22 protein-coding genes are annotated in these 26204 nt (G+C 54.4%); 14 read left to right on the top strand and 8 right to left on the bottom strand.

What is annotated here, in order from left to right; all coding sequences use genetic code 11:
• Window positions 1-110: 110 nt before the first annotated feature.
• The 9 genes from ACN0RL_RS06435 to cobA all read left to right on the top strand — a co-directional run bounded on the left by ACN0RL_RS06435 (window position 111) and on the right by cobA (window position 11072).
• A complete protein-coding gene (locus ACN0RL_RS06435; protein WP_417514883.1) occupies window positions 111-776 on the top strand; it encodes an SPOR domain-containing protein in 666 nt (221 codons plus the stop codon).
• A 91-nt stretch (window positions 777-867) separates the two neighbouring features.
• Window positions 868-1404, top strand: a complete 537-nt coding sequence (locus ACN0RL_RS06430) for a CvpA family protein (RefSeq protein WP_417514881.1) — start codon at window positions 868-870, stop codon at window positions 1402-1404.
• A 34-nt stretch (window positions 1405-1438) separates the two neighbouring features.
• Window positions 1439-2965 (top strand): amidophosphoribosyltransferase, encoded by a 1527-nt coding sequence (gene purF / locus ACN0RL_RS06425; RefSeq protein ID WP_417514879.1) that lies wholly within the window; start codon window positions 1439-1441, stop codon window positions 2963-2965.
• A gap of 26 nt (window positions 2966-2991) precedes the next feature.
• Complete coding sequence (locus ACN0RL_RS06420) at window positions 2992-4227, top strand: O-succinylhomoserine sulfhydrylase (protein WP_417514877.1); 1236 nt, start codon at window positions 2992-2994, stop codon at window positions 4225-4227.
• A gap of 13 nt (window positions 4228-4240) precedes the next feature.
• Window positions 4241-6829, top strand: coding sequence for a DNA translocase FtsK 4TM domain-containing protein (locus ACN0RL_RS06415; RefSeq protein ID WP_417514875.1), 2589 nt, complete (start codon window positions 4241-4243; stop codon window positions 6827-6829).
• Between the two features lie 63 nt (window positions 6830-6892).
• Window positions 6893-7501 carry an outer membrane lipoprotein chaperone LolA gene (gene lolA, locus ACN0RL_RS06410; protein ID WP_417515020.1) on the top strand — a complete coding sequence of 203 codons (609 nt, stop codon included), beginning with the start codon at window positions 6893-6895 and terminating at the stop codon, window positions 7499-7501.
• Window position 7502: 1 nt separating this feature from the next.
• Entirely contained in the window at window positions 7503-8840 is a 1338-nt protein-coding gene (locus tag ACN0RL_RS06405) for a replication-associated recombination protein A (RefSeq protein ID WP_417514873.1), read from the top strand.
• A gap of 103 nt (window positions 8841-8943) precedes the next feature.
• Window positions 8944-10218 carry a serine--tRNA ligase gene (gene serS, locus ACN0RL_RS06400; protein WP_417514871.1) on the top strand — a complete coding sequence of 425 codons (1275 nt, stop codon included), beginning with the start codon at window positions 8944-8946 and terminating at the stop codon, window positions 10216-10218.
• Window positions 10215-11072, top strand: coding sequence for a uroporphyrinogen-III C-methyltransferase (cobA, locus tag ACN0RL_RS06395; RefSeq protein ID WP_417514869.1), 858 nt, complete (start codon window positions 10215-10217; stop codon window positions 11070-11072). The genes serS and cobA overlap by 4 nt, the downstream gene beginning before the upstream one ends.
• Before the next feature lie 6 nt (window positions 11073-11078).
• Here cobA and ACN0RL_RS06390 read toward each other — a convergent pair whose 3' ends face one another.
• Complete coding sequence (locus tag ACN0RL_RS06390) at window positions 11079-12155, bottom strand: 3-deoxy-7-phosphoheptulonate synthase (RefSeq protein WP_417514867.1); 1077 nt, start codon at window positions 12153-12155, stop codon at window positions 11079-11081.
• Between the two features lie 126 nt (window positions 12156-12281).
• Between ACN0RL_RS06390 and ACN0RL_RS06385 the strand changes: the two genes are divergently transcribed.
• Both ACN0RL_RS06385 and ACN0RL_RS06380 read left to right on the top strand, forming a co-directional pair.
• The gene (locus ACN0RL_RS06385; RefSeq protein ID WP_417514865.1) at window positions 12282-14102 is read left to right on the top strand and encodes a DUF1631 family protein; all 1821 of its coding nucleotides are present in this window, start codon (window positions 12282-12284) and stop codon (window positions 14100-14102) included.
• Window positions 14103-14130: 28 nt separating this feature from the next.
• A complete protein-coding gene (locus ACN0RL_RS06380; protein WP_417514863.1) occupies window positions 14131-14544 on the top strand; it encodes a PilZ domain-containing protein in 414 nt (137 codons plus the stop codon).
• An 87-nt stretch (window positions 14545-14631) separates the two neighbouring features.
• Here ACN0RL_RS06380 and ACN0RL_RS06375 read toward each other — a convergent pair whose 3' ends face one another.
• From ACN0RL_RS06375 to gloB, 7 genes are all read right to left on the bottom strand, one after another.
• Window positions 14632-15432: an enoyl-ACP reductase FabI gene (locus tag ACN0RL_RS06375; RefSeq protein WP_417514861.1), complete on the bottom strand. Its 801-nt coding sequence runs from the start codon at window positions 15430-15432 to the stop codon at window positions 14632-14634.
• 66 nt (window positions 15433-15498) lie between these two features.
• The gene (locus tag ACN0RL_RS06370) at window positions 15499-17115 is read right to left on the bottom strand and encodes an ABC transporter ATP-binding protein (RefSeq protein WP_417514859.1); all 1617 of its coding nucleotides are present in this window, start codon (window positions 17113-17115) and stop codon (window positions 15499-15501) included.
• Window positions 17116-17127: 12 nt separating this feature from the next.
• Window positions 17128-18153, bottom strand: coding sequence for an ABC transporter permease (locus tag ACN0RL_RS06365; protein WP_417514857.1), 1026 nt, complete (start codon window positions 18151-18153; stop codon window positions 17128-17130).
• A gap of 1 nt (window position 18154) precedes the next feature.
• Window positions 18155-19240, bottom strand: coding sequence for a microcin C ABC transporter permease YejB (locus ACN0RL_RS06360; RefSeq protein WP_417514855.1), 1086 nt, complete (start codon window positions 19238-19240; stop codon window positions 18155-18157).
• A 15-nt stretch (window positions 19241-19255) separates the two neighbouring features.
• Entirely contained in the window at window positions 19256-21097 is a 1842-nt protein-coding gene (locus ACN0RL_RS06355; RefSeq protein ID WP_417514853.1) for an extracellular solute-binding protein, read from the bottom strand.
• Window positions 21098-21220: 123 nt separating this feature from the next.
• The gene (locus tag ACN0RL_RS06350; protein ID WP_417514851.1) at window positions 21221-22942 is read right to left on the bottom strand and encodes a LysM peptidoglycan-binding domain-containing protein; all 1722 of its coding nucleotides are present in this window, start codon (window positions 22940-22942) and stop codon (window positions 21221-21223) included.
• Between the two features lie 155 nt (window positions 22943-23097).
• Complete coding sequence (gene gloB, locus ACN0RL_RS06345) at window positions 23098-23892, bottom strand: hydroxyacylglutathione hydrolase (protein ID WP_417514849.1); 795 nt, start codon at window positions 23890-23892, stop codon at window positions 23098-23100.
• Window positions 23893-24016: 124 nt separating this feature from the next.
• On the opposite strand from gloB, the gene ACN0RL_RS06340 reads away from it, so the two are divergent.
• Genes ACN0RL_RS06340 through dnaQ form a run of 3 tightly spaced genes read left to right on the top strand, consistent with a single transcriptional unit; the run spans window position 24017 to window position 26035 of the window.
• Window positions 24017-24802 carry a class I SAM-dependent methyltransferase gene (locus tag ACN0RL_RS06340; RefSeq protein ID WP_417514847.1) on the top strand — a complete coding sequence of 262 codons (786 nt, stop codon included), beginning with the start codon at window positions 24017-24019 and terminating at the stop codon, window positions 24800-24802.
• Window positions 24803-24848: 46 nt separating this feature from the next.
• On the top strand, window positions 24849-25292 hold the full coding sequence (gene rnhA / locus ACN0RL_RS06335; RefSeq protein ID WP_417514845.1) for a ribonuclease HI: 444 nt from the start codon (window positions 24849-24851) through the stop codon (window positions 25290-25292).
• A 32-nt stretch (window positions 25293-25324) separates the two neighbouring features.
• Window positions 25325-26035, top strand: a complete 711-nt coding sequence (gene dnaQ / locus ACN0RL_RS06330) for a DNA polymerase III subunit epsilon (protein ID WP_417514843.1) — start codon at window positions 25325-25327, stop codon at window positions 26033-26035.
• Window positions 26036-26204: the final 169 nt, after the last annotated feature.

Genomic DNA, 26204 nt, shown 5'->3' with positions numbered 1-26204 from the left:
CTGTTGGCCTGAGCGTCTTAAACTTTGTCCATAGCACGGCCCGGAGCTTTGAGTTATGGAAGGCGGGCAGTTAGTATGTGCTGGGTCAACCGGGCGGGGAGTCAAGTAACGTGGATGGATTGAAGCAAAGAATAATCGGTGCGCTGGTTCTGGTTTCACTGGCCGTTATCTTTGTGCCCATGGTGTTCGATGAACCCCACTCCGAGCGAACATCTACGTCGATCAATATTCCTGAAGAACCACCTTTCCCGGAAGTTGAAGCTCCCGTTTCGGAGGTAGCACCACCACCCCCATACCAGCAAGACGAGCCTGCAACTGCTGGCTCAGGCGTGCAGGATTATCGAATTCTTGAAAATGAGGAGCCGGCGGCTCAGCCTGTGCCTGATAGCCGAGCAAACACAGCGCCTCAGGCAACCGAGTCGGCAAAAGCCGAGCCAGCACCCTCTGCAAGTCCGCAGGAAAAGCCAGTAGCACCGGTACAAACGGAATCTCCTGACCAGGCAGAACCGGCGAGTGCGGAGTTTACCCGTTCTCTGGAAGGCGCCTGGGTTGTTCAGTTAGGTAGCTTTGGTAACGCCGATAATGCGCGTCGCCTCAGGGATAAAGTGCGCGAGAAGGGTTACAACTCGCACTTGCAGGAGGTTGTTCGGGGTGATAACACCCTGACCAGGGTCTTCAGTGGACCCTTTACTGAGAAAACCGAGGCCGAATCGGCAAAACGTGCGCTGGATGAGGCTTTCAGCCTGAACAGTCTGGTCACGTCCGGTGATAAATAATTTTTTCAAGCTGCTTTATATTGTTCCTGCGGTTTGGCGAACGGTTGTTTCCTGATAGAATTCGCGCTTCCTTTTCTCCACCGGGATTTCCATGGAAGCGCTGATCTGGATTGACTGGGTCATAATTGCCCTGATTTCAGTGTCTACACTCATCAGTTTGAAGCGGGGCTTCGTGAAAGAAGCGCTGTCTCTCGTGACGTGGGTGGGTGCATTCATTCTTGCGCGAACTTTTCACCCCCAGATGCAAGCCCTGCTTGAAGGCACGGTTGAAACGCCGCTCGTGCGTCTTATTGCAGCCTTTGCCATTCTCTTTTTCGGCACGCTCATTGTTGGCGCCATTATAAACAACATGATCGGGCATCTTGTTCGTGCAACCGGACTCTCTGCGACGGACAGGGTTCTGGGTATGGGGTTTGGCCTGCTACGGGGAATTGTTGTAGTGATCGTTGCGATCGCTTTTATCCGTTATACCCCTTTGGCTCAGGATACCTGGTGGAGGACGTCAGTCATGATTGACCGCCTCGCAGTAGTCGAAGACTGGTCCAGGCGAACATTTGGTGACGAATTCGCCCGTTTCCTGGAGCCGGAACCTCAAAAGGCCGTGGAACCCACGTCCGCATCCCGCTAACATTCAGAATTAACACTCGGAGATTACCTTATCCATGTGTGGCATTGTCGGCATCGTCAGTACTTCTCACGTTAATCAGTCGCTCTATGATGCGCTGACTGTACTTCAGCACCGGGGCCAGGATGCAGCGGGCATTGTTACCTTCCAGGACGAGCGCTTTTACCTGCGCAAGGATAACGGGCTGGTTCGCGACGTATTCCACACTCGCCATATGCAACGGTTGGTCGGCAATGTCGGGATAGGTCATGTGCGGTATCCAACCGCAGGCAGCTCCAGTTCTTCAGAGTCGCAGCCCTTCTATGTGAACAGCCCGTACGGCATTACTCTGGCTCACAACGGTAACCTGACCAACGCCGACGAATTAAGCCGGGACCTGTTCCGTACAGATCTTCGCCATATCAATACCAATTCCGATTCAGAAGTGCTGTTGAACGTTTTCGCGCACGAGCTGCAAAAGCTACGCAAACTTGATCCGACCAAGGAAGATGTTTTCTCGGCAGTGAGCGCGGTACATCAGCGTTGCCGGGGTGCCTACGCGGTGATAGCGATGATTACCGGTTACGGTATTGTTGGCTTCCGCGATCCGAACGGAATCCGCCCGGTGTGTTATGGCGAGCGCATCTCCGAGGACGGACGCAAGGAGTATATGATCGCATCGGAGAGTGTCGCTCTCAGTGCGGCCGGTTATACCCTGGTGAGGGATATAGCCCCGGGTGAGGCCGTTTATATCGAAACCGACGGAACCCTATACTCACAGCAGTGCGCAAAAGACCCGCATTTGTATCCTTGCATATTCGAGCACGTCTATTTTGCCCGCCCCGACTCCATCATAGATCGCGTCTCCGTGTACAAGGCAAGGCTGCGTATGGGGGAAACGTTGGCAGACAAGATTCTTCGCGAATACCCGGATCACGATATTGACGTGGTCATGCCCATTCCTGATACCAGCCGGACGTCTGCTATGCAGATGGCGCACCGTCTGGGCGTGAAGTTCCGCGAAGGTTTTATCAAAAATCGGTATATCGGCCGGACCTTTATCATGCCTGGCCAGACAATGCGTAAAAAGTCTGTGCGCCAGAAACTGAACCCCATTGATCTGGAGTTTAAAGGCAAAAACGTCATGCTGGTTGATGACTCCATTGTCCGCGGCACCACCTGCAAAGAGATTGTTCAGATGGCCAGAGACGCCGGCGCCAGAAAAGTATACTTTGCCTCGGCTGCGCCTCCGGTTCGCTACCCTAATGTCTATGGAATCGATATGCCTTCGGCCAGTGAGCTGATTGCCCATGACCGGACTGTCGAGGAAATTCGGGAACTGATCGGAGCTGATTGGCTGCTGTACCAGGATCTGGAAGACCTGGTGACCTGTGTCAGCGATGTCAACGACAGTATTGATGGTTGGGAATGCTCGGTGTTCACCGGAGAGTATGTAACGGGTGATATCGATTCAACCTATCTCAATCGCCTCGACGAAGCCCGCAATGACGTCACGCGTTCCGGGAATGTGGATTCAGGGTCAACTGATAACGGCATCATTGATCTTTACAACGACGAAGACTGAATACCGAGCCTTGCCAGGAGACGCTCATGACTTTTCACCGCGAAGAAACTGTCCTGATTCCCGAATCGGATCTGGATGGTATGTCTTTGGATACTCTGGCCGTGAGGGCAGGGCAGCTCCGAACTGGCCAGCTTGAGCATAGTGATGCCATTTTCCCGACCTCGAGTTTTGTCTACACCAGTGCAGCTCAGGCCGCAGCGCGTTTCGGGGGGGATGAGCCGGGGAATATATACTCCCGGTTTACCAATCCTACGGTTCAGGCTTTCGAGTGTCGAATCGCGGCAATGGAAGGCGGAGAGCGTGCTGTAGCAACGTCATCGGGTATGGCGGCCATTCTCAGCACGTGCATGGCGCTTCTGAAAAGCGGGGACCATGTAATCTGTTCCCGTGGTGTGTTCGGAACCACCAACGTGTTGTTTCAGAAATACATGGCCAGGTTTGGTGTTGAAACAACATTTGTAAGCCTTACTGATACGAAAGAGTGGGCTTCGGCGTTAAGACCAGCCACTCGCATGCTGTTTATCGAGACCCCCTCCAACCCGCTTTGTGAAGTTGCCGATATGGAGGCACTGGCAAAGCTCGCCCACGATAATGACGCCCTGTTCGTGGTGGATAACTGTTTTTGTACGCCAGTGCTGCAGCGCCCTCTGGAACATGGCGCGGACATCGTTATTCATTCCGCAACCAAGTATCTTGATGGTCAGGGACGCTGTGTAGGCGGTGTTGTGGTTGGTCCAGCGAAGTTAATGGACGAAGTTTACGGCTTCCTGAGATCGGCTGGCCCCACTATGAGTCCGTTCAATGCCTGGGTCTTCCATAAAGGCCTGGAAACCTTACCAATCCGTATGCGAGCCCACTGCGACAATGCGTTAGAGTTGGCGACATGGCTGGAACAACAGCCGGAGGTGGAGCGGGTTTACTACGCCGGGCTTGAAAGCCACCCCCAGCATGCACTTGCTAAAAAACAGCAGAAGGGTTTTGGCGGTGTGCTGGCGTTTTGCCTTAAAGGTGGTCGTGAGGAAGCCTGGAAGTTCATTGATGCAACCCGGATGATTTCAATCACGGCAAACCTCGGTGATGTTAAAACCACGATTACCCATCCGGCGACGACAACCCATGGGCGATTGTCACCGGAAGACAAATCCAGCGCTGGTATAACCGAGAACCTGTTACGAATCTCGGTTGGTATCGAAGCAGTCGATGACCTGAAAACGGACTTGTACAGAGGTTTTCAGGCACTTCAGAACGCAAGCAACACTTAACGTTTGAGCATTCATGGCTGAATCTGCAAAAGCGAAGAAATCACCACAGCAACTGACAGAGAAGCAACTCCGCTTTCGCCGCCTTGCAGCGCAGGGCGCCCGCGAAGGTGCGGTGATAGGGCTGATAGCGCTTTGTATTTATCTGGCCATGGCTCTGGTGACTTTTAACCCTGCAGACCCGGGCTGGGCCAGCATCGGCCATGATACCAGCGTGCTTAATTCCGCTGGCCGGTCCGGGGCCTGGCTCGCCAGCCTGCTGAGGGACTTTTTTGGCCATGTGGCCTACCTGTTCCCGGTGATGGTAGCAGGCTACGCTATCATGCTGATCCGCTGCAGAAATGAGCCAATGGATCTGCATTGGCCACTGTTCATGATGAGGTTTGGAGGTTTTCTGCTGATTCTTCTGTCAGCAACCAGCCTTTTATCCCTTTATTCGGTATTCGGACTGGGAGCCACGTCAGGTGGAGTGCTTGGGACCACCGTTGCGGACGCCATGGTTCGTTTCTTCAACCTGCCGGCAACAACACTGCTGCTCATCGCTATATTTCTCTTTGCACTGACCGTCACTCTCGGGCTTTCATGGTTCTGGCTGATGGATCAACTGGGCGGCTTTGCGATTCGTCTGGGCCAGGCACTGAAGAAATTCGCAACGCCGGACAAGTCTGTCTCGCCCGCGGACAAATCACCTATACCGCCCCGGGTGCCTGGCTCGGCAAAGACGCCACCAGTTGCCTCGAAGAGCAGCGAGGCGTTCGAAGCCGTTCATCAAACTCCCCGGAAACGTTGGTGGCATTCAATTCCCGGATTTGGGCCACGCAAAAAAGCCAGGCCTGAAAAGTTATCGAATGATCGTCTGGAACCCGGTCTGGAAGGTTTTGCTGCCGATTATGAGGCAGAACCGGCGCGCCTGGAAAGCTTCAGCTCCCGGGATGAGGCACCTGTGAAAACAACAGTTCAGCCGTCTGCGGAGGACAAGGCTAAAGCACCGCCATCGAGCGGTCGGTCGCTAAAAATTTCGCCGTTCAAAAAAGACGAGCAAAAACCAAAAGCTGGCGATGTCAAAAATGCTCAACCTTCGTTGCTTGAAGATATAGAGAGCCCGATTCCGCCTGTCTCCCTGCTTGATCCACCCGAGGAGCACAAGGAAAGCGGTTATTCCGAAGAAGCTCTGGAGCACATGTCGCGATTGCTTGAGGAAAAGCTGAGTGATTTTGGTGTTTCTGTAGAGGTGGTTGAAGTTAACCCCGGGCCGGTTATCACTCGTTTCGAGATCAAACCAGCAGCGGGCGTAAAAGTCAGCAAGATTTCCAATCTTGCCAAAGACCTGGCCCGTTCACTTGCTGTTCTGAGCGTTAGGGTTGTGGAAGTCATCCCCGGCAAATCTGTTGTGGGTATTGAGATTCCCAATGAAAAGCGGGAGATTGTCCGTCTCAGTGAAGTTTTGAGTGCAAGGGTGTTCACCGAGTCCAGTTCGGCGCTGACAATGGCGCTGGGTAATGACATAGGTGGCAACCCCATGGTGGCAAACCTCGCCAAGATGCCTCACCTGCTGGTTGCCGGTACTACCGGGTCGGGTAAGTCGGTCGGGGTTAACGCGATGCTGCTGAGCATGCTACTGAAGGCCGGCCCTGAAGATGTCCGTTTCATTATGGTTGACCCCAAGATGCTGGAGCTCAGCATCTACGACGGTATTCCTCACTTGTTGGCGCCTGTCGTTACCGATATGAAAGAGGCTGCAAATGCACTGCGCTGGTGTGTGGCAGAAATGGAACGCAGGTATCGTTTGTTGGCGACATTGGGTGTCCGGAACCTCGCTGGCTATAACCGCAAGGTGAAGGATGCGGCTGAGGCCGGTGAGCCTCTTCTCGATCCCTTTTGGAAGCCGGACGAGTATCTTGCCAACGACGAGCAGGAGCGTCCTGAACTCGAGCATCTGCCATTCATTGTGGTGGTGATCGATGAATTCGCCGACATGATGATGATTGTTGGTAAAAAGGTAGAAGAGTTGATTGCCCGGATCGCCCAGAAGGCCAGGGCGGCAGGTATTCACCTGATTCTTGCAACCCAGCGGCCCTCTGTGGATGTCATAACGGGGTTGATCAAGGCCAACATTCCCACCCGTATGTCGTTCCAGGTTTCCTCCAAGATCGATTCTCGTACAGTGTTGGATCAGGGCGGTGCTGAGCAGCTTCTGGGGCACGGCGATATGCTTTATCTGCCTCCTGGCTCCGGCCTTCCGGTCCGCGTCCATGGCGCGTTTGTGGACGATGATGAGGTTCACCGGGTAGTGAGTGCCTGGAAGGCAAGAGGCGAACCTGTGTACGTAGACGATGTGCTGAATGGTGCAGAGGGTGAAAGCCTGCCGGGAGTTCCCACCTTATCGGATGGTGGCGACAGTGAAACTGATGCGCTGTTCGATGAAGCCGTGGCGTTTGTTACCGAAGGCCGCCGGGTATCGATTTCGTCTGTGCAGAGAAAATTCAAGATAGGTTATAACAGGGCGGCCAATCTGGTTGAGGCCATGGAAGCATCCGGAGTGGTCAGCTCAGCGGGCCATAACGGTGCCCGTGAGGTCCTGGCCCCGCCTCCACCGAGAGACTAGGAGTTGTCTATTATGCAACAGTTTTTTCTGAAGCCCCTGTCGGCTTTGCTGACGGCGTTGATTATGCTTTTCGTGTTCAGCAGTTCGCTGATGGCGGCAGATAAGGACAGTGCCGCGGCTGAGGTAGCTGCTCTGCTGAAAAGCTACGAAACGTATCAGGCCGACTTCATCCAGATTGTGGTCAACGAAAACGGCAGCAAGGTACAGGAATCCCGTGGGTCATTGAAAGCCAAAAGGCCGGGCCTGTTCTACTGGGAAACCCGTGCGCCGCTGTCGCAATTTATTGTCAGTAACGGGGAAAGCGTAGAAGTCTATGACCCCGACCTCGAGCAGGTCACTGTGCACAACCTGGACGACCGTGTTCAGACGACCCCGGCGCTGCTGTTGAGTGGCGAGGTGGATAACCTCGAAGAAACCTATCGGGTGTCTGGTCGTCAGACAAGTGACGATACCCGGGAGTTCACGCTTGAGCCCAAAAGTGAAGATTCCCTGTTTGTATCTCTGCGCCTGACGTTTTTCAAAAACGAACTGCAGGAAATGCGCATGCAGGATTCGCTGTCGCAGCTCAGTGTGCTCAGCTTTGATAACATCCGGCTTAACGAAGCGGTTGATGATCGCGCATTTACGCTTGAGTACCCCGAGGGTGTCGACGTAATCGGTGACGAAGGCTGACATGCAAAGCAACCTGTTCACAGAACAGGTCGGTTTTCGGCCTCTGGCGGCGCGCATGCGCCCTGAAAGCCTCGATGATTACGTGGGGCAGTTGCACCTTGTGGGCCCGGGGAAACCACTCCGCAGGGCCGTAGAGCAGGGACAACTGCACTCCATGATTCTCTGGGGCCCTCCGGGAGTTGGTAAAACAACCTTTGCACGGCTTCTGGCGAGTGTTGGGGATCTCAGTTTTGAGACGGTTTCTGCAGTTCTCAGCGGCGTAAAGGATATCCGGGCCATTGTTGAACGGGCACGTAACCGCAAGCTTTCCCAAGGCCAGGACACGCTCCTTTTTGTCGATGAAGTGCACCGGTTCAACAAGAGCCAGCAGGATGCATTTCTTCCGCATATTGAAGATGGCACCTTTATTTTCGTGGGCGCCACTACCGAGAACCCCTCTTTTGAGCTCAACAGTGCTCTGCTTTCCCGCACCCGTGTCTACGTGCTCAAGAATCTTGAAGAAGCGGATATTCTCCAGCTGCTGACCCGGGCCCTGAAGTCTGAAGAAGGCTTTGGCGGCGAACTTGCGATTTCTGATGATGTGCTTGGCGTGATGGCTTCAGCATCCGGCGGTGATGCCAGGCGAGCGCTGAATATTCTGGAGATCTCCGCCGATCTGGCAGAAACCGACTGTGACGGAAACAACCGTTTAAACGCCGAGCATCTTGAGCAGGTGATGCAGACCAGCTTACGCCGTTTTGATAAAGGCGGTGACGTTTTTTATGATCAGATCTCCGCATTGCACAAGTCGGTCAGGGGGTCAGACCCCGACGGTTCGCTGTACTGGCTGTGCCGGATGCTTGATGGTGGCTGCGACCCGCTATACGTTGCACGCCGTTTGGTACGCATCGCGAGCGAAGACATTGGTAACGCCGACCCCAGAGCCCTGCAGCTCAGTATGGATGCGTGGGAAGCCCAGGAACGCCTGGGCAGCCCGGAAGGGGAGCTTGCCCTCGCTCAGGCGGTGACTTATCTCGCGCTCGCACCCAAAAGCAACGCGGTCTACAAAGCGTTCAATCAGTGCATGGCTGATATTCGTCAGGATCCGGATTACGAGGTTCCCGTGCACTTGCGCAATGCGCCAACGAAACTCCTGAAAAGTATGGGGCACGGTGACTCCTATCGCTATGCCCACGACGAAGCTCAAGCCTTCGCCGCAGGAGAGTCCTACCTGCCGGATGCGATTCACAAGCGCAGATATTATGAGCCGGTAGACCGTGGTCTTGAAATAAAGTTATCCGAAAAGCGTCAGCGGCTCGATGCTCTTAATGAACAAAGCCCCAGAAAACGCCATACCTGAGTCAGGGCAAGGTTAAGTGGCAGCGCTGGCCACAAGCGCCGGCACAGGTATAATGGCGAGCTATTCCACACACACACTGCAAACCGGAAAATCCAGGATACCCATGCTCGATCCCAAGCTTGTCCGTAACCAGACTGAAGAGATTGCCCGTCGACTGGCCATCAAAAACTATACGTTTGACGTTGCTGCCTTTGAGCAACTTGAAGAGCGCCGCCGGGGCCTTCAAGTGCGTACGGAAACCTTGCAGGGCGAGCAGAATAAAAAGTCGAAGTCGATTGGCAAGGCAAAAGCCGCTGGCGAGGACATTCAGCCGCTGCTGGATGAAGTTGAGAACCTGAAATCCCGCAAGTCTGATGCCGAGGAAGAGTTGCGCTCATTGCAACAGGAACTCAATGATTTTCTGGCTGGCATTCCGAACCTGCCGGATGAAAGCGTTCCGATGGGTGACAGTGAAGAAGACAATGTTGAAATTCGTACCTGGGGTACGCCTGAAGCGTTTGATTTTGAGCCTAAAGACCACGTTGCTCTGGGTGAAGGATTAGGCGGACTGGATTTTGAAACTGCAACGCGCCTCGCTCACTCAAGGTTTGCGGTGATGCGCGGACAAGTAGCCCGTCTTCATCGTGCGCTTGCGCAGTTCATGCTGAACCTGCACACCGGCGAACATGGTTATTCTGAAACCTACGTGCCGTATCTGGTTAACGCCAATGCCCTATACGGCACAGGGCAGTTGCCCAAGTTTGAGGAAGACCTGTTCAAATTGCAGGGCGAGCCTTCGCTTTACCTGATTCCGACGGCGGAAGTGCCGGTTACCAACCTGGTTTCAGATACGATTCTTGATGCGGCTGAATTGCCCCTGAAAATGGTGTGCCACACACCCAGTTTCCGCAGCGAAGCCGGCTCCTACGGTCGCGACACCCGCGGTATGATTCGTCAGCATCAATTCGATAAGGTTGAACTGGTGCAAGTGGTTCGCCCTGAAGATTCAGACGCCGCGCTGGAAGCACTGACCGGCCACGCCGAAAAAGTTCTTCAATTGCTTGAGCTGCCTTATCGGCTGGTTGCTCTGTGCGGCGGCGATATGGGTTTTTCTGCGGCAAAAACCTACGACATCGAAGTCTGGTTGCCGGGGCAGAGCAAGTATCGTGAGATTTCATCCTGCTCCAATACCCGTGATTTTCAGGCACGTCGCATGGGTGCACGTTGGCGCAACCCGGAAACCGGCAAGCCCGAGCCAGTGCATACACTGAACGGCTCAGGCCTTGCGGTAGGACGCACTCTGGTTGCTGTTATGGAGAACTACCAGCAGGCAGACGGCAGCATTCTTGTTCCCGACGTACTCAAGCCTTACATGGGCGGCGTTGAGCGTATTCAATGATGGATAAGCCTCTGAAAGACGTAGGGGCGGGGGTTGGCGCCAGACCCGCTCCCGTTCGCTACCGAACGAACCCTGTTACCTTGAACCCGAACAGCTCTGCCGGCGAGGTCGCTCTCGTGGGCGCCGGTCCCGGGGATCCGGAACTTCTCACGCTCAAAGCTTTCCGCCTTATTACGACAGCGGAGGTTGTGCTTTACGACCAACTGGTGTCACCGGAAATTCTTGCACTGATTCCGGATACGGCTGAAAGGATACATGTGGGCAAGCAACGATCAAATCACACCTTGCCACAGGATCAGATCAACCAGCGGCTGGTCGATCTGGCGAAAGAAGGTTATCGGGTGGTTCGGCTCAAAGGCGGAGATCCGTTCATTTTTGGCCGTGGTGGTGAGGAAATCGAAACCCTGGCCAGTGCAGGCATCCGGTTCCAGGTCGTCCCCGGGATTACGGCGGCCTCTGGCTGTGCTGCTTACGCCGGTATTCCGCTGACCCATCGTGACCACGCCCAGTCGGTGCGCTTTGTTACGGGCCACCTGAAAAATAACACCTGCGATTTGCCCTGGAAGGACTTCGTACAGGGCAGCCAGACGCTGGTGTTCTATATGGGGCTGGTCGCGTTGCCAATCATCTGTGAACAACTGATATCGCACGGAATGGCGCCGGATATGCCGATAGCTCTTGTTTCCAGAGGCACTACCCGGAATCAGCAGGTGGTTACCGGCAACCTGGAAACGATTGTGCAGCGAGTAAACGAAGAGAAAGTTCAGGCTCCAACAATTGTTATTGTTGGCAACGTAGTCGCGTTAAGGGACCGGCTTGACTGGGTAGGCGGCTTGCCAACCCAGTCTGCCTGACAGGGTTCAGACGGATTTACGGCCCGGCAGAACGTCCTTGAGCTTGTTGCGCATGTCGCGGATGGCTTTTTCTGTTGTTGGCCAGTCGATGCAGGCGTCGGTTACGGATACGCCGTATTGCAGATCTGCGAGATTTTCCGGAATAGACTGATTGCCCCAGTTGATGTTGCTTTCAATCATCAGGCTCTGGATCGAGGTGTTGCCTTCAAGGATCTGATGGCTGACATCCTGCATAACCAGCGGCTGAATGGCCGGATCTTTACTGGAGTTTGCGTGGCTGCAATCCACCATGATGGACTTGCGTAACCCGGCTTTATCAAGAGCCTGCTCGCACAGTGTCACGCTGACGGAATCGTAATTGGGCTTGCCGCCGCCACCGCGCAGAACCACGTGCCCGTACTGGTTACCCTTGGTGCGAATAATGGCCACCTGACCCTGCTGGTCAATGCCCAGAAAACTGTGCGGGTAAGAAACCGACTTCATGGCGTTTACGGCAACGTCGAGGTTGCCGTCAGTACCATTTTTAAAACCGATCGCCATGGAAAGACCACTGCTCATCTCGCGGTGAGTCTGGGATTCTGTGGTTCGCGCTCCAATCGCTGACCAGGCAATTGTATCCTGCAGATACTGTGGTGAGATCGGGTCGAGGGCTTCTGTAGCTACCGGAAGACCCAGCTCGTTGATATCAAGCAGGAGACGCCGGCCGAGCTTGAGGCCATGTTCAATGTCAAAGGTATCGTTCAGGTGCGGATCGTTGATCAGGCCTTTCCAGCCAACCGTTGTTCTCGGCTTCTCAAAATAAACGCGCATGACGATCAGCAGAGTGTCGCTGACTTCATCGGCAAGTTTCTTGAGGCGGGCGGCATAGTCACGCGCGGCATCCACGTCGTGAATGGAGCAGGGGCCAACAACCAGGAACAGACGATGGTCTTTGCCATCGATAATGTCATAAATCGCCTGGCGGCCATCAGTAACAGTTTGAGCTGCGTTGCCTGAGAGAGGCATATCCTGTTTGAGCGTTTCAGGGGTAATCAGTGTTTCCTGGCTCGCCACATTCAGATCTTCTAGTTTATTGCCGGACATTTTCTGCTGTTTCCCCGATTCTTATCGTTACAAAAGCACCGGACCCGGTTGTGGCCAACCCCGGCGAGTTCGTTATACTGCTTTATTTACTGGGCCTTTTCAACGCTTCTTGAGCACGGGGAATGGATGTCACAAAACAGGCCGAAGTCGCACCAGGTGGCCTCGCGGAAGGTAGTTGCCAAGCAAATTGACGATGTGCTTGCCGGTATCCGGGTTCCCGACCTGCCTTACCCTGCAGGGAAACTTGCGCCTGAAACAGTCAGTGACTGGCAACCCCTGCTATCTTCATGCTGGACAGAACAACGAAACGAGCGCGTAACCCATGTGCTGCGCTCCGTGCAGCTTGACTGGTCAGTGCGTCAGATCAATTCGGCTTATGTAGCGGACCGCATCATGGATGTGTTCCTGAAAACCAGCGGGCTGCACCCTCAGATTGTCCAACGTATCGCGCGTTTAAGATTCTATCTTGCATGGCGTATGAACCTGGAAGGCAACCTGGCCTTCAGCGACACACTGCTGAGCTGGCTCGACAGCCTTCAGGAATGGCGTGGCTGGAGCGATTCTGGCGGTCGCTCATCCAAAGCTCTGCTGGATCAGCTCGATACATTGGTTGTCGCTGTATCTGCCGCGTTTGAATCAGGCACCGCCGGCACTGTTAATACGTTCTGCCAGCAGTGGCAGGATGATTCGCTCAGGCGTAACGCCCAGATCGGCAAACTACGCCAGCGATTGCTCGAAACCGAGCAGGGCGCAGCGCGCCAACGACGGGCAGATCAGACCGCAAGAGCCCTTATCGGGCGGGCGTTGCAAGGGCGGAAGTTGCCTCAGCCCGTGCTTCATTTTATTTTTGATCACTGGCAAAAGTTGCTGAAGCAGGCGGTGTGGGACGCGGGTGTTAACGGAGAGACCTGCAAACATGGCAGCAAACTACTTGAATGGCTGGTGTGGGTGGGCGACCCGTCACTCTCTGACAAAGACAGAAACCGGCTCTATCACGTGGGTGAGCAAATAGGCGACCGGCTTCTGGATGTGTGGAGCCGTGTATTCGATCATCCTCTCACACCGAATGCGCTTGCCGGTATCGGAACCGTCATGATGTCGAGGTTGCGTGGCGAAACACCCGAGTTGGTTGAGGCCTTGCCTGATCAGGCGAGCTTCCCATGGAGCGCCGCCTGGCTCAGTTTTGAAGTTCCCCTGCAGTCTGATTTTAAACCCTTTGAGAGCAAGTGGTTCGTTGAGGGCGAAGGAGCAGCGGAGCAGCGACGTTACTTCTGTTCACTTCTTGAAGACACGGCAGAAATCCTCTGGACAAACGGCACCGGGGTAAAACTCGGCCTGCAGCCCTGGCAAGCGTTCTGCGAGGCCAAAACGACGGGCAGCATTCGCCCACTGCCAGCGCAAACACCTTTTGGCGAGGTTCTCGAAGGGACGGTCGAGCTTCTGGCCGGGGCGTTTGAAAAACAACGTAAACAGCGTGAGCAAGCTGCAGAGGCCGCGAGAGCCCGCGCTGATGAGCTGCGCCGGGAGAGAGAAGCGCTGGAGTTGAAACGCCAGGAGCAGGAGGCAGAACGGCAAGCCATTCTTGAGTGCGAGCGGCAAGAGGCTGAAAACAAGCGTCTGGCAAACGAGCAGGCTGAGCAGGAACGGCTGTACATAGAAAAGACAGCCCTTGCGCAAAAGCAGGTAGACAACATCAACCTGGGCGGCTGGATTCTGGAGGTGTCGAACCAGCCAGAGACAGAGGCCACCAGGCTCAAGTTGGCCGTGCGTACAAATGCATCCCGCAAGCTTATTTTCGTCGACCGCCTGGGCCTGAACCGGCGCGAATTCCAGGAAGAAGAGTTGGTTCTGGCTATCGTGGAAGAACGCATCCGTGTGTTGGGTGGCGCAGCCGAGTTTGATGACACGTTGAGCAGGGTGGTGGGCCGTATACGTGTCGGGCGATAGTGATGGAACGGAAAAGCCAGGAATAATAATGAAAGACACTGACTATACGTTTGGAACACGGGACGACCCGCCTGATGGGCAGGATAACCGTTTATACTACCGCCTGACCGCGCGTGCCCGGATTCTGGTGGAACTGGAAGCCTGTTGTCCGGAGCCCCGCGGAGTTCCGGTCGCATCCGGTAGAGAACTTGCCTGTATTGTTCGGGACTTATCAGCAAGTGGAATACGACTGCTCTCACGCGAAAAGCTCGCAGCAGGTGCGTTGCTTTCAGCCTCTGTTTATCTGGATAGTCAGGCGCCCCCCTTCACACTGACGGTAGAAGTGGTCTGGTGTCGTCCCCATGGTTCAGACTATCTGGTGGGTTTAAGAATTATCGAGTCAGAACAGACAGAGTATGTTGAATGGACAGAGGCTGTTGCGAAGGTTATGGAAGCGTCCTGAGCGTAGAGCTTCAGAAATGTGCAAACGCAGCAAGTGCGGGAAAGAACAGCAAAGAGCCAGCGTCTGGCTGGCTCTTTGCGTCAGCGCTTATTCTTCAGACGATGATTCTTCCAGTTCGCCCATGCCGGTAATGTTGAAGCCGGCATCCACGTACATGATCTCACCGGTAATACCGCTTGCCATGTCGGAAGCCAGAAAGGCTGCCGCGTTGCCCACTTCGTCTGTGGTTACATTCCGCCTTAGCGGAGCGCGCCTGGCGTTTTCCGCGAGCATTTTGCGGAAGCTCTTGATCCCGGAGGCAGCCAGTGTTCTGATCGGCCCTGCAGAAATGCCGTTCACCCGAATGCCGTCGCGGCCCAGGCTCGCTGCCATATAGCGCACGTTTGCTTCCAGCGATGCTTTGGCGAGCCCCATAACGTTGTAGTTCTGCAGCACCTTTTCGGCGCCCAGATAGCTCAGAGTCAACAGGGAGCTGCCTTCGTGCATCATGGGGCGTGCACCCTTGGCCAGTGCCACAAAACTGTAAGAACTGATGTCGTGGGCTATCTTGAAGCCTTCCCGGGTGGTCACGTCAACGTAGTTGCCATCGAGTTCGTGCCCTGGTGCAAAACCAACGGCATGGACAATGATGTCGATGTTATCCCAGTGCTTGTTCAGCTCCTTGAACACATTTTCAATTTCTTCATCACTGGCAACATCACAAGGGAAGATGAGTTTGCTTCCCCATCCCTCAGCAAACTTCTCTACACGAGGTTTGAGTTTTTCATTCTGGTAAGTGAAAGCCAGTTCTGCGCCTTCGCGGGCAAAGGCATCTGCGATGCCGTATGCGATGGACAGTTTGCTGGCTACGCCAACAATCAGCGCTTTCTTGCCATTGAGTATTCCCATGGATCCTTCTCCCTGTGTTCCTGATTTTAGTGCATTATCCCCGAAGTATCCCGGCAGGAGTAACGCTCAAATAGTCGTAGTGATGTCGGCGTTTTCCCGATTATAGAAAAGCGCCGCGTGAAGTAACTCTTGTGTGTATGGTTCTGCGGGTGCGCGGAAAATGTCACCGGCATTCCCATATTCCACAATCGCGCCCTGTCGGAGTACCAGCAACTGGTGGCTGAGAGCCCTGACAACGGCAAGATCATGGCTGATAAAGATATAGCTTAGACCATAGCGCGCCTGAATATCCCGTAGCAGCTCGATAACCTGTTTTTGCACCGTTCTGTCCAGAGCGGAGGTGGGTTCATCCAGAATGATAAGGTCTGGCTGCAAAACCAGTGCGCGGGCAATCGCGATGCGCTGGCGCTGGCCACCGGAAAACTCATGGGGATACCGGTGGCGTGCCTCCGGATCAAGACCCACGTCAGTCAATGCGGTAATGACTTTCTCGTCGTGTGTTTGAGCGTTTTCAGAATCGTGTATTTCCAGTCCTTCCCGAACAATCTCGGCAATAGACATACGTGGGCTCAGGCTGCCAAAAGGATCCTGAAAAACAATCTGAATCCTGCGCCGCCAGGGCCGGAATTCGCTTTGGTCGAGCCCCGCCAGCTCCTGCCCGTCTAACGTTATGCTGCCTGTACTGGCCGTGAGCTTGAGAAGAGCATGGCCAATGGTTGTTTTGCCGCTTCCGCTTTCACCAACAATGCCGAGTGTCTGGCCACGTTCGAGGGAGAAACCGACATGTTTCACCGCGTGGAAGTGATCTTTTACCTTGCCGAATAACCCTCTGCGCGTTGGAAACCGGACATCCAGATTACTTACGGTGAGCAGGGGTTCGGCGCTACCGGGCCGAGCCAGGGGCGCCTCCGGAGGCTCGGCATCCAGAAGTTTACGGGTGTAGGGGTGGCGAGGCGATGCAAACAAGGTTGCAGTTTCTCCCTGTTCCACCAATATGCCGCGCTCCAGCACAGCAACACGGCTGGCGTAGCGGCGCACTATGGTCAGGTCATGGGTAATCAGAAGAATTGCCATGCCCAGCTTGTTCTGCAGATCCTGAAGCAGTTCCAGTACCTGTTTTTGAACCGTCACATCCAGGGCGGTCGTTGGCTCGTCGGCGATGAGCAAGTCCGGCTCATTGGCCAGAGCCATGGCGATCATTACGCGCTGCTTCTGGCCTCCGGAAAGCTGGTGCGGGTAGGCACCAAGCCGGCTTTCCGGGTTGTCGATGCCTACCAGCTGCAACAATTCCAGACAGCGTTCTCGAGCTTGAGGGCCGCGCATGCCTTTGTGCAGCGCCAAGGTTTCGCTGATCTGCTTCTCCACGCTGTGCAGAGGGTTCAGAGACGTCATAGGTTCCTGGAAGATCATGCTGATCTCCCGCCCCCGAACCTGGCGCAAGCGCTTTTCCGGCGCTTGCAGCAGATTTTCGCCACGATAACGAATTTCACCACTGGGATAGGCCGCATGGCGTTCATCAAGCAGCCGGAGAATGGATAACGCGGTGACTGACTTGCCGGAACCGCTCTCCCCAACCAGAGCCAGAGTTTCACCCGGTTGCAGGCTGAGCGATACAGAATCCACGGCATTCTGACCCTGGTCGAAGCAGATCGAGAGATTGGTTATCTCTAACAGCTCGCTCATATCAGTTCGCTCTTATGCGTTTTTGCGGGGATCAAAGGCATCCCGCACGGCTTCGCCTACGAAAACCAGCAGGGTAAGCATTAGTGAGAGGGAAACAAATGCCGAAATGCCAAGCCAGGGAGCATGAAGGTTTGCCTTCCCCTGGGCAATCAGTTCACCCAGTGATGGTGAGCCGGACGGCAAGCCGAAACCCAGGAAATCAAGTGATGTCAGGCCGGTAATCGCGCCGGTCAGGATGAACGGTAAAAAAGTCAGCGTCGCCACCATGGCGTTTGGAAGAATATGGCGGAACATGATTTTCCGGTTATCCAGACCGAGTGCCCGCGCCGCCTTCACGTATTCAAAATTTCGGGCTCTGAGAAATTCAGCTCGCACCACATCAACCAGGCCCATCCAGCTGAACATCAACATGATGCCGAGCAGCCACCAGAAGTTCGGCTGAACAATGCCGGAGAGGATAATCAGGAGGTAGAGCACCGGCAACCCTGACCAGATTTCGATAAACCGCTGGCCTACCAGATCGATCTTGCCACCGTAAAAACCCTGGATGGCTCCTACTATAACGCCAACAATACAGCTGGCGATGGTCAGTGTAAGACCAAACAATACGGATATGCGAAAGCCGTATATCACACGCGCGGCTACGTCACGCCCCTGGTCGTCTGTTCCCAACCAGTTTTCGGCACTGGGTGGTGCAGGTGAGGGCACATCAAGATCGTAGTTTATGGTGTCGTAGCTGAAACGGATTGGCGGCCAGAGCATCCAGCCGTTGGCCAGAATTTCGTCGGCAATGAACGGGTCCCGGTAGTCAGCATCTGTGGGGAGAAAACCACCAAAGGTTTCTTCTGGCACGGTTTCAATAACCGGAAAATACAGAGTGTCCTGATAAGAAACCACGAGCGGCCTGTCGTTCGCGATCAACTCTGCGACGAGAGTCAGCCCGAAAATGGCCAGAAACACCCATAACGACCAGAAGCCCCTGCGGTTTTTGCGAAAGTTACGCAGGCGTCGTTGTTGAATCGGAGTCAGCGCCTTCACGTTACGCGCCCTCCCGGCTTTCAAAGTCGATGCGGGGATCTACCAGAACGTAGGTGATATCGCTGATCAGCTTGAGCACCAGGCCCATCAGGGTAAATATAAACAGGGTGCCGAAGATGACCGGATAGTCCCGGTTAAGGGCGGCTTCAAAACCCAGCAGGCCAAGGCCATCCAGAGAAAAAATAACCTCAATCAACAGCGACCCGGTAAAGAACAGAGAAACAAGCACGCCGGGTAGGCTGGCAATAACAATCAGCATGGCATTCCGGAAAACATGGCCATAAAGCACCTGGTTTTCGTCCAGGCCTTTCGCTCTTGCGGTTACAACATAGTGCTTGCCGATCTCATCAAGAAAGGAGTTTTTGGTAAGCAGGGTCAGAGTGGCAAAACCACCTATAACGTTGGCGGTTACCGGCAGCGCAAGGTGCCAGAAATAATCTCCGACTTTCTGATACCAGTTCAGCTGGTCAAAGTCAGAGGAGGTGAGCCCGCGCAGCGGGAACCAGTCGAAGTAACTACCGCCGGCAAACAGGACAATAAGCAGAATAGCGAACAGGAAACCCGGGATGGCATAGCCAATAACAATGGCAGAACTGCTCCAGACATCAAATCGGGAACCGTCGGAAACCGCTTTGCGGATTCCCAGAGGGATGGATATAAAGTAAATAATAAGGGTAGACCAGAGCCCCAGCGATATTGAGACGGGCATTTTATCCAGAATCAGCTCGGTAACGCTTTTCTCCCGGAAGAAGGAATCGCCGAAATCAAAGGTGGCGTAGTCTTTGAGCATTTTGAAAAAACGCTCATGCGCGGGTTTATCGAAGCCATACATCACTTCAATTTCTTTCAGCATTTCATCGGGAATGCCACGGGAGCCGCGCCGGTCCCCCGAAGCGTTGGCGACTTCGCCACCTGTGTCGCCGCCTGTAGCCCTGGCGAGTGCGCTGCCGCCATGGCCTTCCATCTCTGCAATCAGTTGTTCAACCGGACCGCCGGGAGCCGCCTGCACGATCACGAAGTTAAGCAGCAGAATACCGATCAGAGTAGGAATAATAAGCGCCAGGCGCCGGAGTATATAGATGCCCATTTAGCGGCTGCTTCCTCAGGGCTGAGCCCACCAGTTATCGAGGTCAGTACCGTTTTTGGGTGTCTTTTCCGGATGCTTCAGGTGGCTCCAGTAGGCAACACGGTCTTTCGCCAGGTACCAGTGCGGCACCACGTAATGGCCACTGAGCAACACCCTGTCGAGCGCGCGGGTGCGCTGTACCAACTCTTCCCGGTCTGGGGCCTGAATAACCAGGCTCACCAACTCGTCGACAACAGGGTCACTCACACCGGCATAATTACGGGAGCCGTTAACGTCTGCGGTCGAGGAGTGCCAGAACTCTCGCTGCTCGTTGCCCGGAGAGTCTGACTGACCAATGGCCTGGGTGATCATATCAAAATCAAATTCACGGACTCGCTGAACGTATTGATTGCTATCTACCAGGCGCACAGACATCTCGATGCCCAGCCTGGCGAGGTTATTTTTGAAGGGCAGAACGACTCTCTCGAAGGTTTTCTGAAACAGCAAAATCTCAAACTTGAGTGGTTCGCCTGTTTTGGCGTGAACCATCTTGCCGTCACGGACTTCGTAACCGGCCGAGCGCAAAAGCTCAAGGGCCACTCTCAGGTTTTGCCTGAGACCCTGCTTGCCATCGGTCGACGGCGCCGCGAAGGGTTTGGTGAAGATTTCTTCGCCAAGTTGCGATCGGTACTGTTCAAGAATTTCCAACTCCCGGCCAGAGGGTAAGCCGGTTGCTGCCAGTTCGCTGTTCTCGAAATAGCTGTTGGTACGGGTGTACTGGCCGAAAAACAGGTTTTTGTTGGTCCACTCAAAATCAAAACCGTAGGTCAGCGCCTCCCGAACCCTGGGGTCACTGAAGACTTCCTTGCGGGTATTGAACACGAAGCCCTGCATGCCGGCGGGGCGGTGGTGTTCAATCGCTTCTTTGATGATCGTGCCGTTATCGAACCTATCGCCAGTGTAGGCCGTTGCCCAGTTCTTGGCGGACGTCTCTACCCGGAAATCAAAGCTGCCAGCTTTGAAGGCCTCCAGAGCCACGGTGTCGTCGGTATAGTAGTCATAGCGAATGCTATCGAAATTTAACCGGCCCTTGCGAACGGCGAGATCCTGCGCCCAATAATCATCGAGCCGTTCATAAACAATGGACCGGCCAGCTTCAAACTCATCGATCTGATAGGCGCCACTGCCAACGGGTGGGGTAAGGCCATTCTTGCCAAACTCCCGATCTTTCCAGTAGTGCGCGGGCATGATCGGCATCTGTCCCAGAATCAAAGGCAGCTCACGATTGCTGGTTTCCTGAAAGTCGAAACGAATCCGGTGGGGGTTCTCAACTGTTACCTTGCTCACATCGGCGTAGTAATTCCGGTAAAACGGATGGCCTTCTGTGGTCAGGGTTTCGAAGGAAAACTTCACATCTTCTGCGGTAATGGGTTCGCCATCCTGAAACCGGGCCGACTGCCTCAGGTTATAAACTACATGGCTGCGGTCTTCGGGAGTTTCCAGCGACTCTGCGATGAGCCCATACATAGAAAATGCTTCATCAGCAGAGTATTCAAGCAGGGTGTCATAAAGGTAGTTGCTGATCCCTGCTGCAGCTACACCGCGAATAACGAATGGATTGAAGGAATCAAAGCCGTTCGCCACTACCGCCATTTTAAGGGTGCCACCTTTGGGAGCATCTGGATTCAAATAGTCGAAATGCCTGAACCCCTCCGGATATCGGGGTTCGCCATGCATTGCCATGCCGTGAACTGGCCGCACTTGCTGCTCAGAGGGATCGGGCGCTGTGTCGCTGGCAAAAAGAAAACCGGGGGAGGCCAGCAGGGTAAGGCATGTGAATATCGATCTAAGGCGTGAGGCGGCTAGAGTTCTTGTCATGGGTCTCGCACGTTCTGGAGTTTTCAGGCCGGCGCACCTGACATTCTGCCCGGCGCTCTTGTCCGCTGAATCTTTATGATTCTTATAGTTACTGAAAGTTCCGAGCCCGTGAATCTCTGATCTTTACGGGCTGTTCCGGATGTCGACGTAGAGTACCAGACTTTGCCCCGGTTGAAGATAACGGGAAGTGTTCAGATCGTTCCAGCTTGCGATGTCCCGCACATTCACCGAAAAACGGTTAGCGATGAGCGCAAGTGAATCGCCTTTGCGGACGCGATAGCCGACTTTGCGGACCATGGCTTTACTGCGGGTGCTGCTGGCTGATGCGAGAGTCGGCTGGGCTGTTTTGGACCATATAACCAGTTCTTTGCCGGGAATCAGGGCGTCACCAGGGGCCATGCCATTCCAGGCCGCGACCTGGCGCACAGAAACCCGGTGTTCTCTGGCAATGTCCCAGAAGGTGTCACCGCGGCGAACGGTGTAACGCAGCTTATTGCCATCGCGCTTTTGCGCCTGTTTGCGCTCAAGGCGTTTGGATGCGCTGAGTACGTAGGCGTCGGAGTTCTTCGAGGCCGAAGGTATCATCAGGCGCTGGCCGATCCGTATCAGGTCACCGTCAAGGCTGTTGACCTGTTGAAGCACTGCCGGCGTTGTTGAAAACTTCCGGGAAATTGTGTTCAGGCTGTCACCAGATTTGACCACATAGTTGCGCCATGAAACGCGTTTGCCCGGCGGTATTTCGGCAAGAGCCAGTCGAAAGGTTTCGGCATTCTTATGAGGTACCAGCAGCCGATGGGGACCTTCCGGAGAGGTTGCCCATCGGTTATAGGACGGGTTAAGCAGGTATATTTCGTCAATATCAACACCTGCGAGCTCTGCAGCCTGGGCAAGATCCAGCTGTCCGCCGGTATCAACAACATCAAAATAAGGCTCATCCGGAAGAGAAGGCAGTTCAATGCCGTATGCTTCGGGGTCATCGAATATTTTTGCCAGAGCAATCAGTTTCGGCACGTAATGGCGGGTTTCCTGTGGCAACTGCAGCGACCAGAAGTCTTCAGGCTTGTTGCTCTTCCGGTTTCGCCGCATAGCACTGGAAACTGTGCCGCCACCACTGTTATAGGCAGCCAGGGCCAAGGTGTAATCGCCACCAAACCGGTTAGCAAGGCGGTCAAGGTAGGTGAGAGCTGCGTCTGTAGCGGCAATTACGTCACGGCGCTCGTCGTGCCACCAGCTCTGTGTCAGGCCGAAGTACTTTCCGGTGGACGGTATAAACTGCCAAAGACCTGCTGCCCGGCCATGGGAATAAGCGAAGGGATCGAATGCGCTTTCAACAATGGGCAGTAACGCAAATTCTGTGGGCAGTCCCCGTTTTTCTGTCTCCTCCACAATATAGTGCAGGTACCGGCTTCCTCGTTCGACGACGCGATTGATATAGTCCGGGTGTTTTGCATACCAGTTAAGCTGATCTCTGACGCGCTTGTTGTCGACTTCATGGTCAAGTTCAAAACCGGCACGCAGGCGGACCCATATGTCTGCCTGTCCGGGTTGTTCATTTGCTGCGTTTTTTACAGCGTTGGGCTGTGGATTGTCGAGCTTTTCCCGAGCTTCGCGCGCCGCCGCCTTGAGCTCAGGGGCCATGGCGTTATCAAGCGGCTCGTCGCGCACAGCATCGGCGGCCTCGCCGGTTTCAACCGATTCCTTGAGACCTTCGTCTCCTGTTGCAAGAGTAACCTGCTCAGAATCAAGGGGGTTTTCCTGAGCTGTGTCTGTTGACGGATAAAGAGAACTGCAGCCACCTGCCAGGGCGCCAAAGAATAACAGCAGGGGCAATCGTTTGACCGACATAGGCGTTTTCCGGCTCTGGGTTGTTACCGGGCTTCATGTCTGAAAACCCGGCATATTTAATAAGTTACGAGCAAAAAGTTAAACGATTCTATGGGAGCGCGTTTCCAGCGGTCAAGAAACCTCTCGTTACGGCGATGACAGGATTTGTTAACCGTTCAGAAATTATCTTTACCGTGTCGTATAGCTGCGAAAATGGCGCTGTCTGAATCTGCGGGCAAACCTTGCTCGGTGCAATACTTATTTGCGGCGCCTACTACCACCGGGTCATCCCAGCGCAGGAAAGGATTCAGTCGTTTTTCGTTCTCAAGTGTTGAAGGTACGGTAGGCTGTCCGGCTTCCCTGAGCTCCTTGCACTTTTGCTCGAAGGCTTCGAGTTCACGGTCGTCAGGCAACCAGCTGCGGGCAAAGCGAAGGTTGGCCAGGGTGTACTCGTGGGCGCAATATACAGCGGTGGTTCCGGGAAGCTCGCGGATGGACTTCAAGGATTCAAGCATCTGCGCGGCAGTGCCTTCAAACAGCCGGCCGCAGCCACAGACGAAAAGAGTGTCGCCGCAGAACAGTGCAGGACGGCCCTCAATTTCAGTATCGGTAAAAAATGCTATGTGGTCCAGTGTGTGGCCCGGGACGCTCATCACCTGGAATGTAACGTCTTCCCAGATGACTTCATCACCGGGATGCACGCTATTGGTGTTGCCTTTGAAAGGAGATTCGGCGGGCCCGGTTACCCGGCAGTCCGGGTGCTCCTGCACCAGAGCCTTGATTCCGCCAACGTGGTCAGGGTGGTGATGAGTAACCAGTATGGTATCCAGGGCAAGGCCGTTTTCTGTGAGATGGCGCTGGACTGGCGCGGCCTGGCCGGGGTCCACGATCAGGGCTTTGCCGGTGTCAGAGTCGGCAAGACACCAGATATAGTTGTCACTGAACGCCGGGATGGCAGAGATGGTGAGCATCAGAGGTCCCCGTATGTGCTTGGCAAATGTGCCTGATATGATAGAGCATTACGCCCATAGCCCCAACAGCCCCTGAATCATTGGCTTGTTTACAGGCTCTTTTCAAAACGGGAGTACAGGCAGTGTGAAGAACGATCAGATTCTTGATTATCCGTCCCGGCATGAGAGCTTTGAACACTGGTTCCAGACGCCTCTCGGGCGTTCGCTCCTGGCGGACCAACGGCGCTTTCTCGACCGCAAGCTCGCTCCCCTGACGGGTGCGCGACAGCTTCAGGTAAGTGTCAGCCATCGGATTCCGCTGACTAACGGTACTGATTTCTCCCAGAAAATAATGACCACGCCCAAGTGGTTTACGAGTATTCCCGATGGCGTCGTCGTGTGCGATGCAGACGAACTTCCGTTCCCCGGCGACTCCATGGATCTGGTAGTGCTTCATCATACTGCCGATTTTTCACTTTACCCCCATCAGGCACTCCGGGAAGCCGCCAGAGTCTTACGAGGTGAGGGTACTATCGCACTCGTTGGATTCAACCCGGTGAGTATCTGGGGCCTGCGCAGGTTAATGTCGCGAAATCATGCTGGCCCCTGGGGAGGGCGCTTTCTTTTGCGCCGGCGTATGGAAGACTGGCTTCACCTTCTGGGCTTTCATGTTGATGTTTCGGTGACCCGTTTTTTTCGATTGCCCTTCCAGCGCAGTGGCCGCAAGGGCTCGGCTCGGCTCGGGGAGCGTTTGACGGGCAATGGGTTCCTGCCCGTGGGGGCTTATTACTGTATTCTTGCCAAAAAAAGGGTAAGCGCCCGCATTCCCAGACGGCACGCATGGCGCCAGAAAAACGTTATGGGGATCCCGGGAACCGTAAGCGCATCCAGGGGCTGTCCACCGCAGAACCTGAACCACCCCGACGACTGATTGGCCATTATGGGCCGTCTATAACTATGTAAATGCAGGAGTTTTAATGTCCGCAAAGGTGATTCTGTATACCGATGGAGCCTGTAAAGGCAACCCGGGGCCAGGTGGTTGGGGTGTCGTGCTTCGTTATGGTGATGCACGCAAAACGATGCATGGCGGCGAGCGCCATACCACCAATAACCGCATGGAGCTGATGGCTGCCATTCAAGGGCTCAAAGCGCTCAAACGTGGGTGCGAAGTAGAGCTGTATACGGATTCCCAGTATGTGCGCAAAGGCATTACCGAATGGCTTTCAGGCTGGAAGCGTAATGGCTGGAAAACATCGGCGAAAAAGCCGGTAAAAAACGACGACCTCTGGCGTGAGCTCGATTCGGAAACCGCAAATCATAAAGTTAACTGGCACTGGGTTAAAGGTCATGCCGGTGTCCCCGATAACGAGCTAGCGGACGAACTCGCTAACAAGGGCGTAGCAGAGCTGGCCCACAACTGAACACTCTTTAATCCTGAACCGGTGTGGACTTTATGAGACAAATTGTACTGGATACAGAAACAACAGGCATTGACCCGGCAGAAGGTCATCGGATCATCGAGATTGGTTGTGTCGAGATGTTGGAACGTCAGCCTACAGGCCGCAACTATCACGTCTATATCAACCCGGAGCGGGAAGTCGAAGCGGAAGCTATAACTATCCACGGGATTACCAACGAATTTCTTGTTGATAAACCAAAGTTCGCGGAAATTGCCGATGAGTTTTTCGAGTTCATAAAAGATGCAGAGCTTGTGATTCACAACGCCGCGTTCGACGTTGGTTTCATGGATGCGGAGTTCGGTCGGATCAAGCCGGTACGAAAAACAGCCGAACATTGCGGCATTGTGGACTCCCTTGCAATTGCCCGGGCGAAGCATCCCGGCCAGAAGAACAACCTGAACGCTCTCTGCAAACGTTACGGCGTTGATAACAGTAACCGTGAACTTCATGGCGCGCTGCTGGATGCGGAAATTCTGGCAGATGTGTACCTGCTTCTCACAGGCGGACAAACCGCTTTGTCGCTCGACGCCGGGTCAGAGAACGGGGGTATCTCCGGAGGTCTGCGCAGATTGAGCCCGGAGCGGCCGGCCCTGGCGGTCGTTAAACCATCTGCGGCCGAGGTTGATGCTCACGAGGCGTTTATGTCGGCCCTTGAAAAGAAAGCAGGTGGGACCGTCTGGAGCAAACTTGAAGGCGCAGAATGAGAACTGTGTCTGCCTGTACCAATTGTTACATACCCGCCTTATTGAAGTACTTGAATTTTATGTTATAAGTGATGATAAGTACGCTATTTTTCTGATTGCATACTTTGGCCGGTGGGATTACTGCCAGCTGCTAATAACAAAGGCCTGACACATCTGGTTGGCAGGCCAT

It is taken from the genome of Marinobacter sp. (assembly GCF_048259445.1).
In the GTDB taxonomy this organism is placed as follows: domain Bacteria; phylum Pseudomonadota; class Gammaproteobacteria; order Pseudomonadales; family Oleiphilaceae; genus Marinobacter.
Note: the sequence above shows the minus strand (reverse complement) of the source record. Positions and strands in the feature narration are given on the sequence as shown.

Excerpts from the sequence above, each read along its gene's own strand:
- ACN0RL_RS06430 (WP_417514881.1), top strand. The coding sequence starts at position 868 with ATGGAAGCGCTGATCTGGATTGACTGGGTCATAATTGCCCTGATTTCA.
- purF (WP_417514879.1), top strand. The coding sequence starts at position 1,439 with ATGTGTGGCATTGTCGGCATCGTCAGTACTTCTCACGTTAATCAGTCG.
- ACN0RL_RS06420 (WP_417514877.1), top strand. The coding sequence starts at position 2,992 with ATGACTTTTCACCGCGAAGAAACTGTCCTGATTCCCGAATCGGATCTG.
- ACN0RL_RS06415 (WP_417514875.1), top strand. The coding sequence starts at position 4,241 with ATGGCTGAATCTGCAAAAGCGAAGAAATCACCACAGCAACTGACAGAG.
- lolA (WP_417515020.1), top strand. The coding sequence starts at position 6,893 with ATGCTTTTCGTGTTCAGCAGTTCGCTGATGGCGGCAGATAAGGACAGT.
- ACN0RL_RS06405 (WP_417514873.1), top strand. The coding sequence starts at position 7,503 with ATGCAAAGCAACCTGTTCACAGAACAGGTCGGTTTTCGGCCTCTGGCG.
- serS (WP_417514871.1), top strand. The coding sequence starts at position 8,944 with ATGCTCGATCCCAAGCTTGTCCGTAACCAGACTGAAGAGATTGCCCGT.
- cobA (WP_417514869.1), top strand. The coding sequence starts at position 10,215 with ATGATGGATAAGCCTCTGAAAGACGTAGGGGCGGGGGTTGGCGCCAGA.
- ACN0RL_RS06390 (WP_417514867.1), bottom strand. The coding sequence starts at position 12,155 with ATGTCCGGCAATAAACTAGAAGATCTGAATGTGGCGAGCCAGGAAACA.
- ACN0RL_RS06385 (WP_417514865.1), top strand. The coding sequence starts at position 12,282 with ATGTCACAAAACAGGCCGAAGTCGCACCAGGTGGCCTCGCGGAAGGTA.
- ACN0RL_RS06380 (WP_417514863.1), top strand. The coding sequence starts at position 14,131 with ATGAAAGACACTGACTATACGTTTGGAACACGGGACGACCCGCCTGAT.
- ACN0RL_RS06375 (WP_417514861.1), bottom strand. The coding sequence starts at position 15,432 with ATGGGAATACTCAATGGCAAGAAAGCGCTGATTGTTGGCGTAGCCAGC.
- ACN0RL_RS06370 (WP_417514859.1), bottom strand. The coding sequence starts at position 17,115 with ATGAGCGAGCTGTTAGAGATAACCAATCTCTCGATCTGCTTCGACCAG.
- ACN0RL_RS06360 (WP_417514855.1), bottom strand. The coding sequence starts at position 19,240 with ATGGGCATCTATATACTCCGGCGCCTGGCGCTTATTATTCCTACTCTG.
- ACN0RL_RS06355 (WP_417514853.1), bottom strand. The coding sequence starts at position 21,097 with ATGACAAGAACTCTAGCCGCCTCACGCCTTAGATCGATATTCACATGC.
- ACN0RL_RS06350 (WP_417514851.1), bottom strand. The coding sequence starts at position 22,942 with ATGTCGGTCAAACGATTGCCCCTGCTGTTATTCTTTGGCGCCCTGGCA.
- gloB (WP_417514849.1), bottom strand. The coding sequence starts at position 23,892 with ATGCTCACCATCTCTGCCATCCCGGCGTTCAGTGACAACTATATCTGG.
- rnhA (WP_417514845.1), top strand. The coding sequence starts at position 24,849 with ATGTCCGCAAAGGTGATTCTGTATACCGATGGAGCCTGTAAAGGCAAC.
- dnaQ (WP_417514843.1), top strand. The coding sequence starts at position 25,325 with ATGAGACAAATTGTACTGGATACAGAAACAACAGGCATTGACCCGGCA.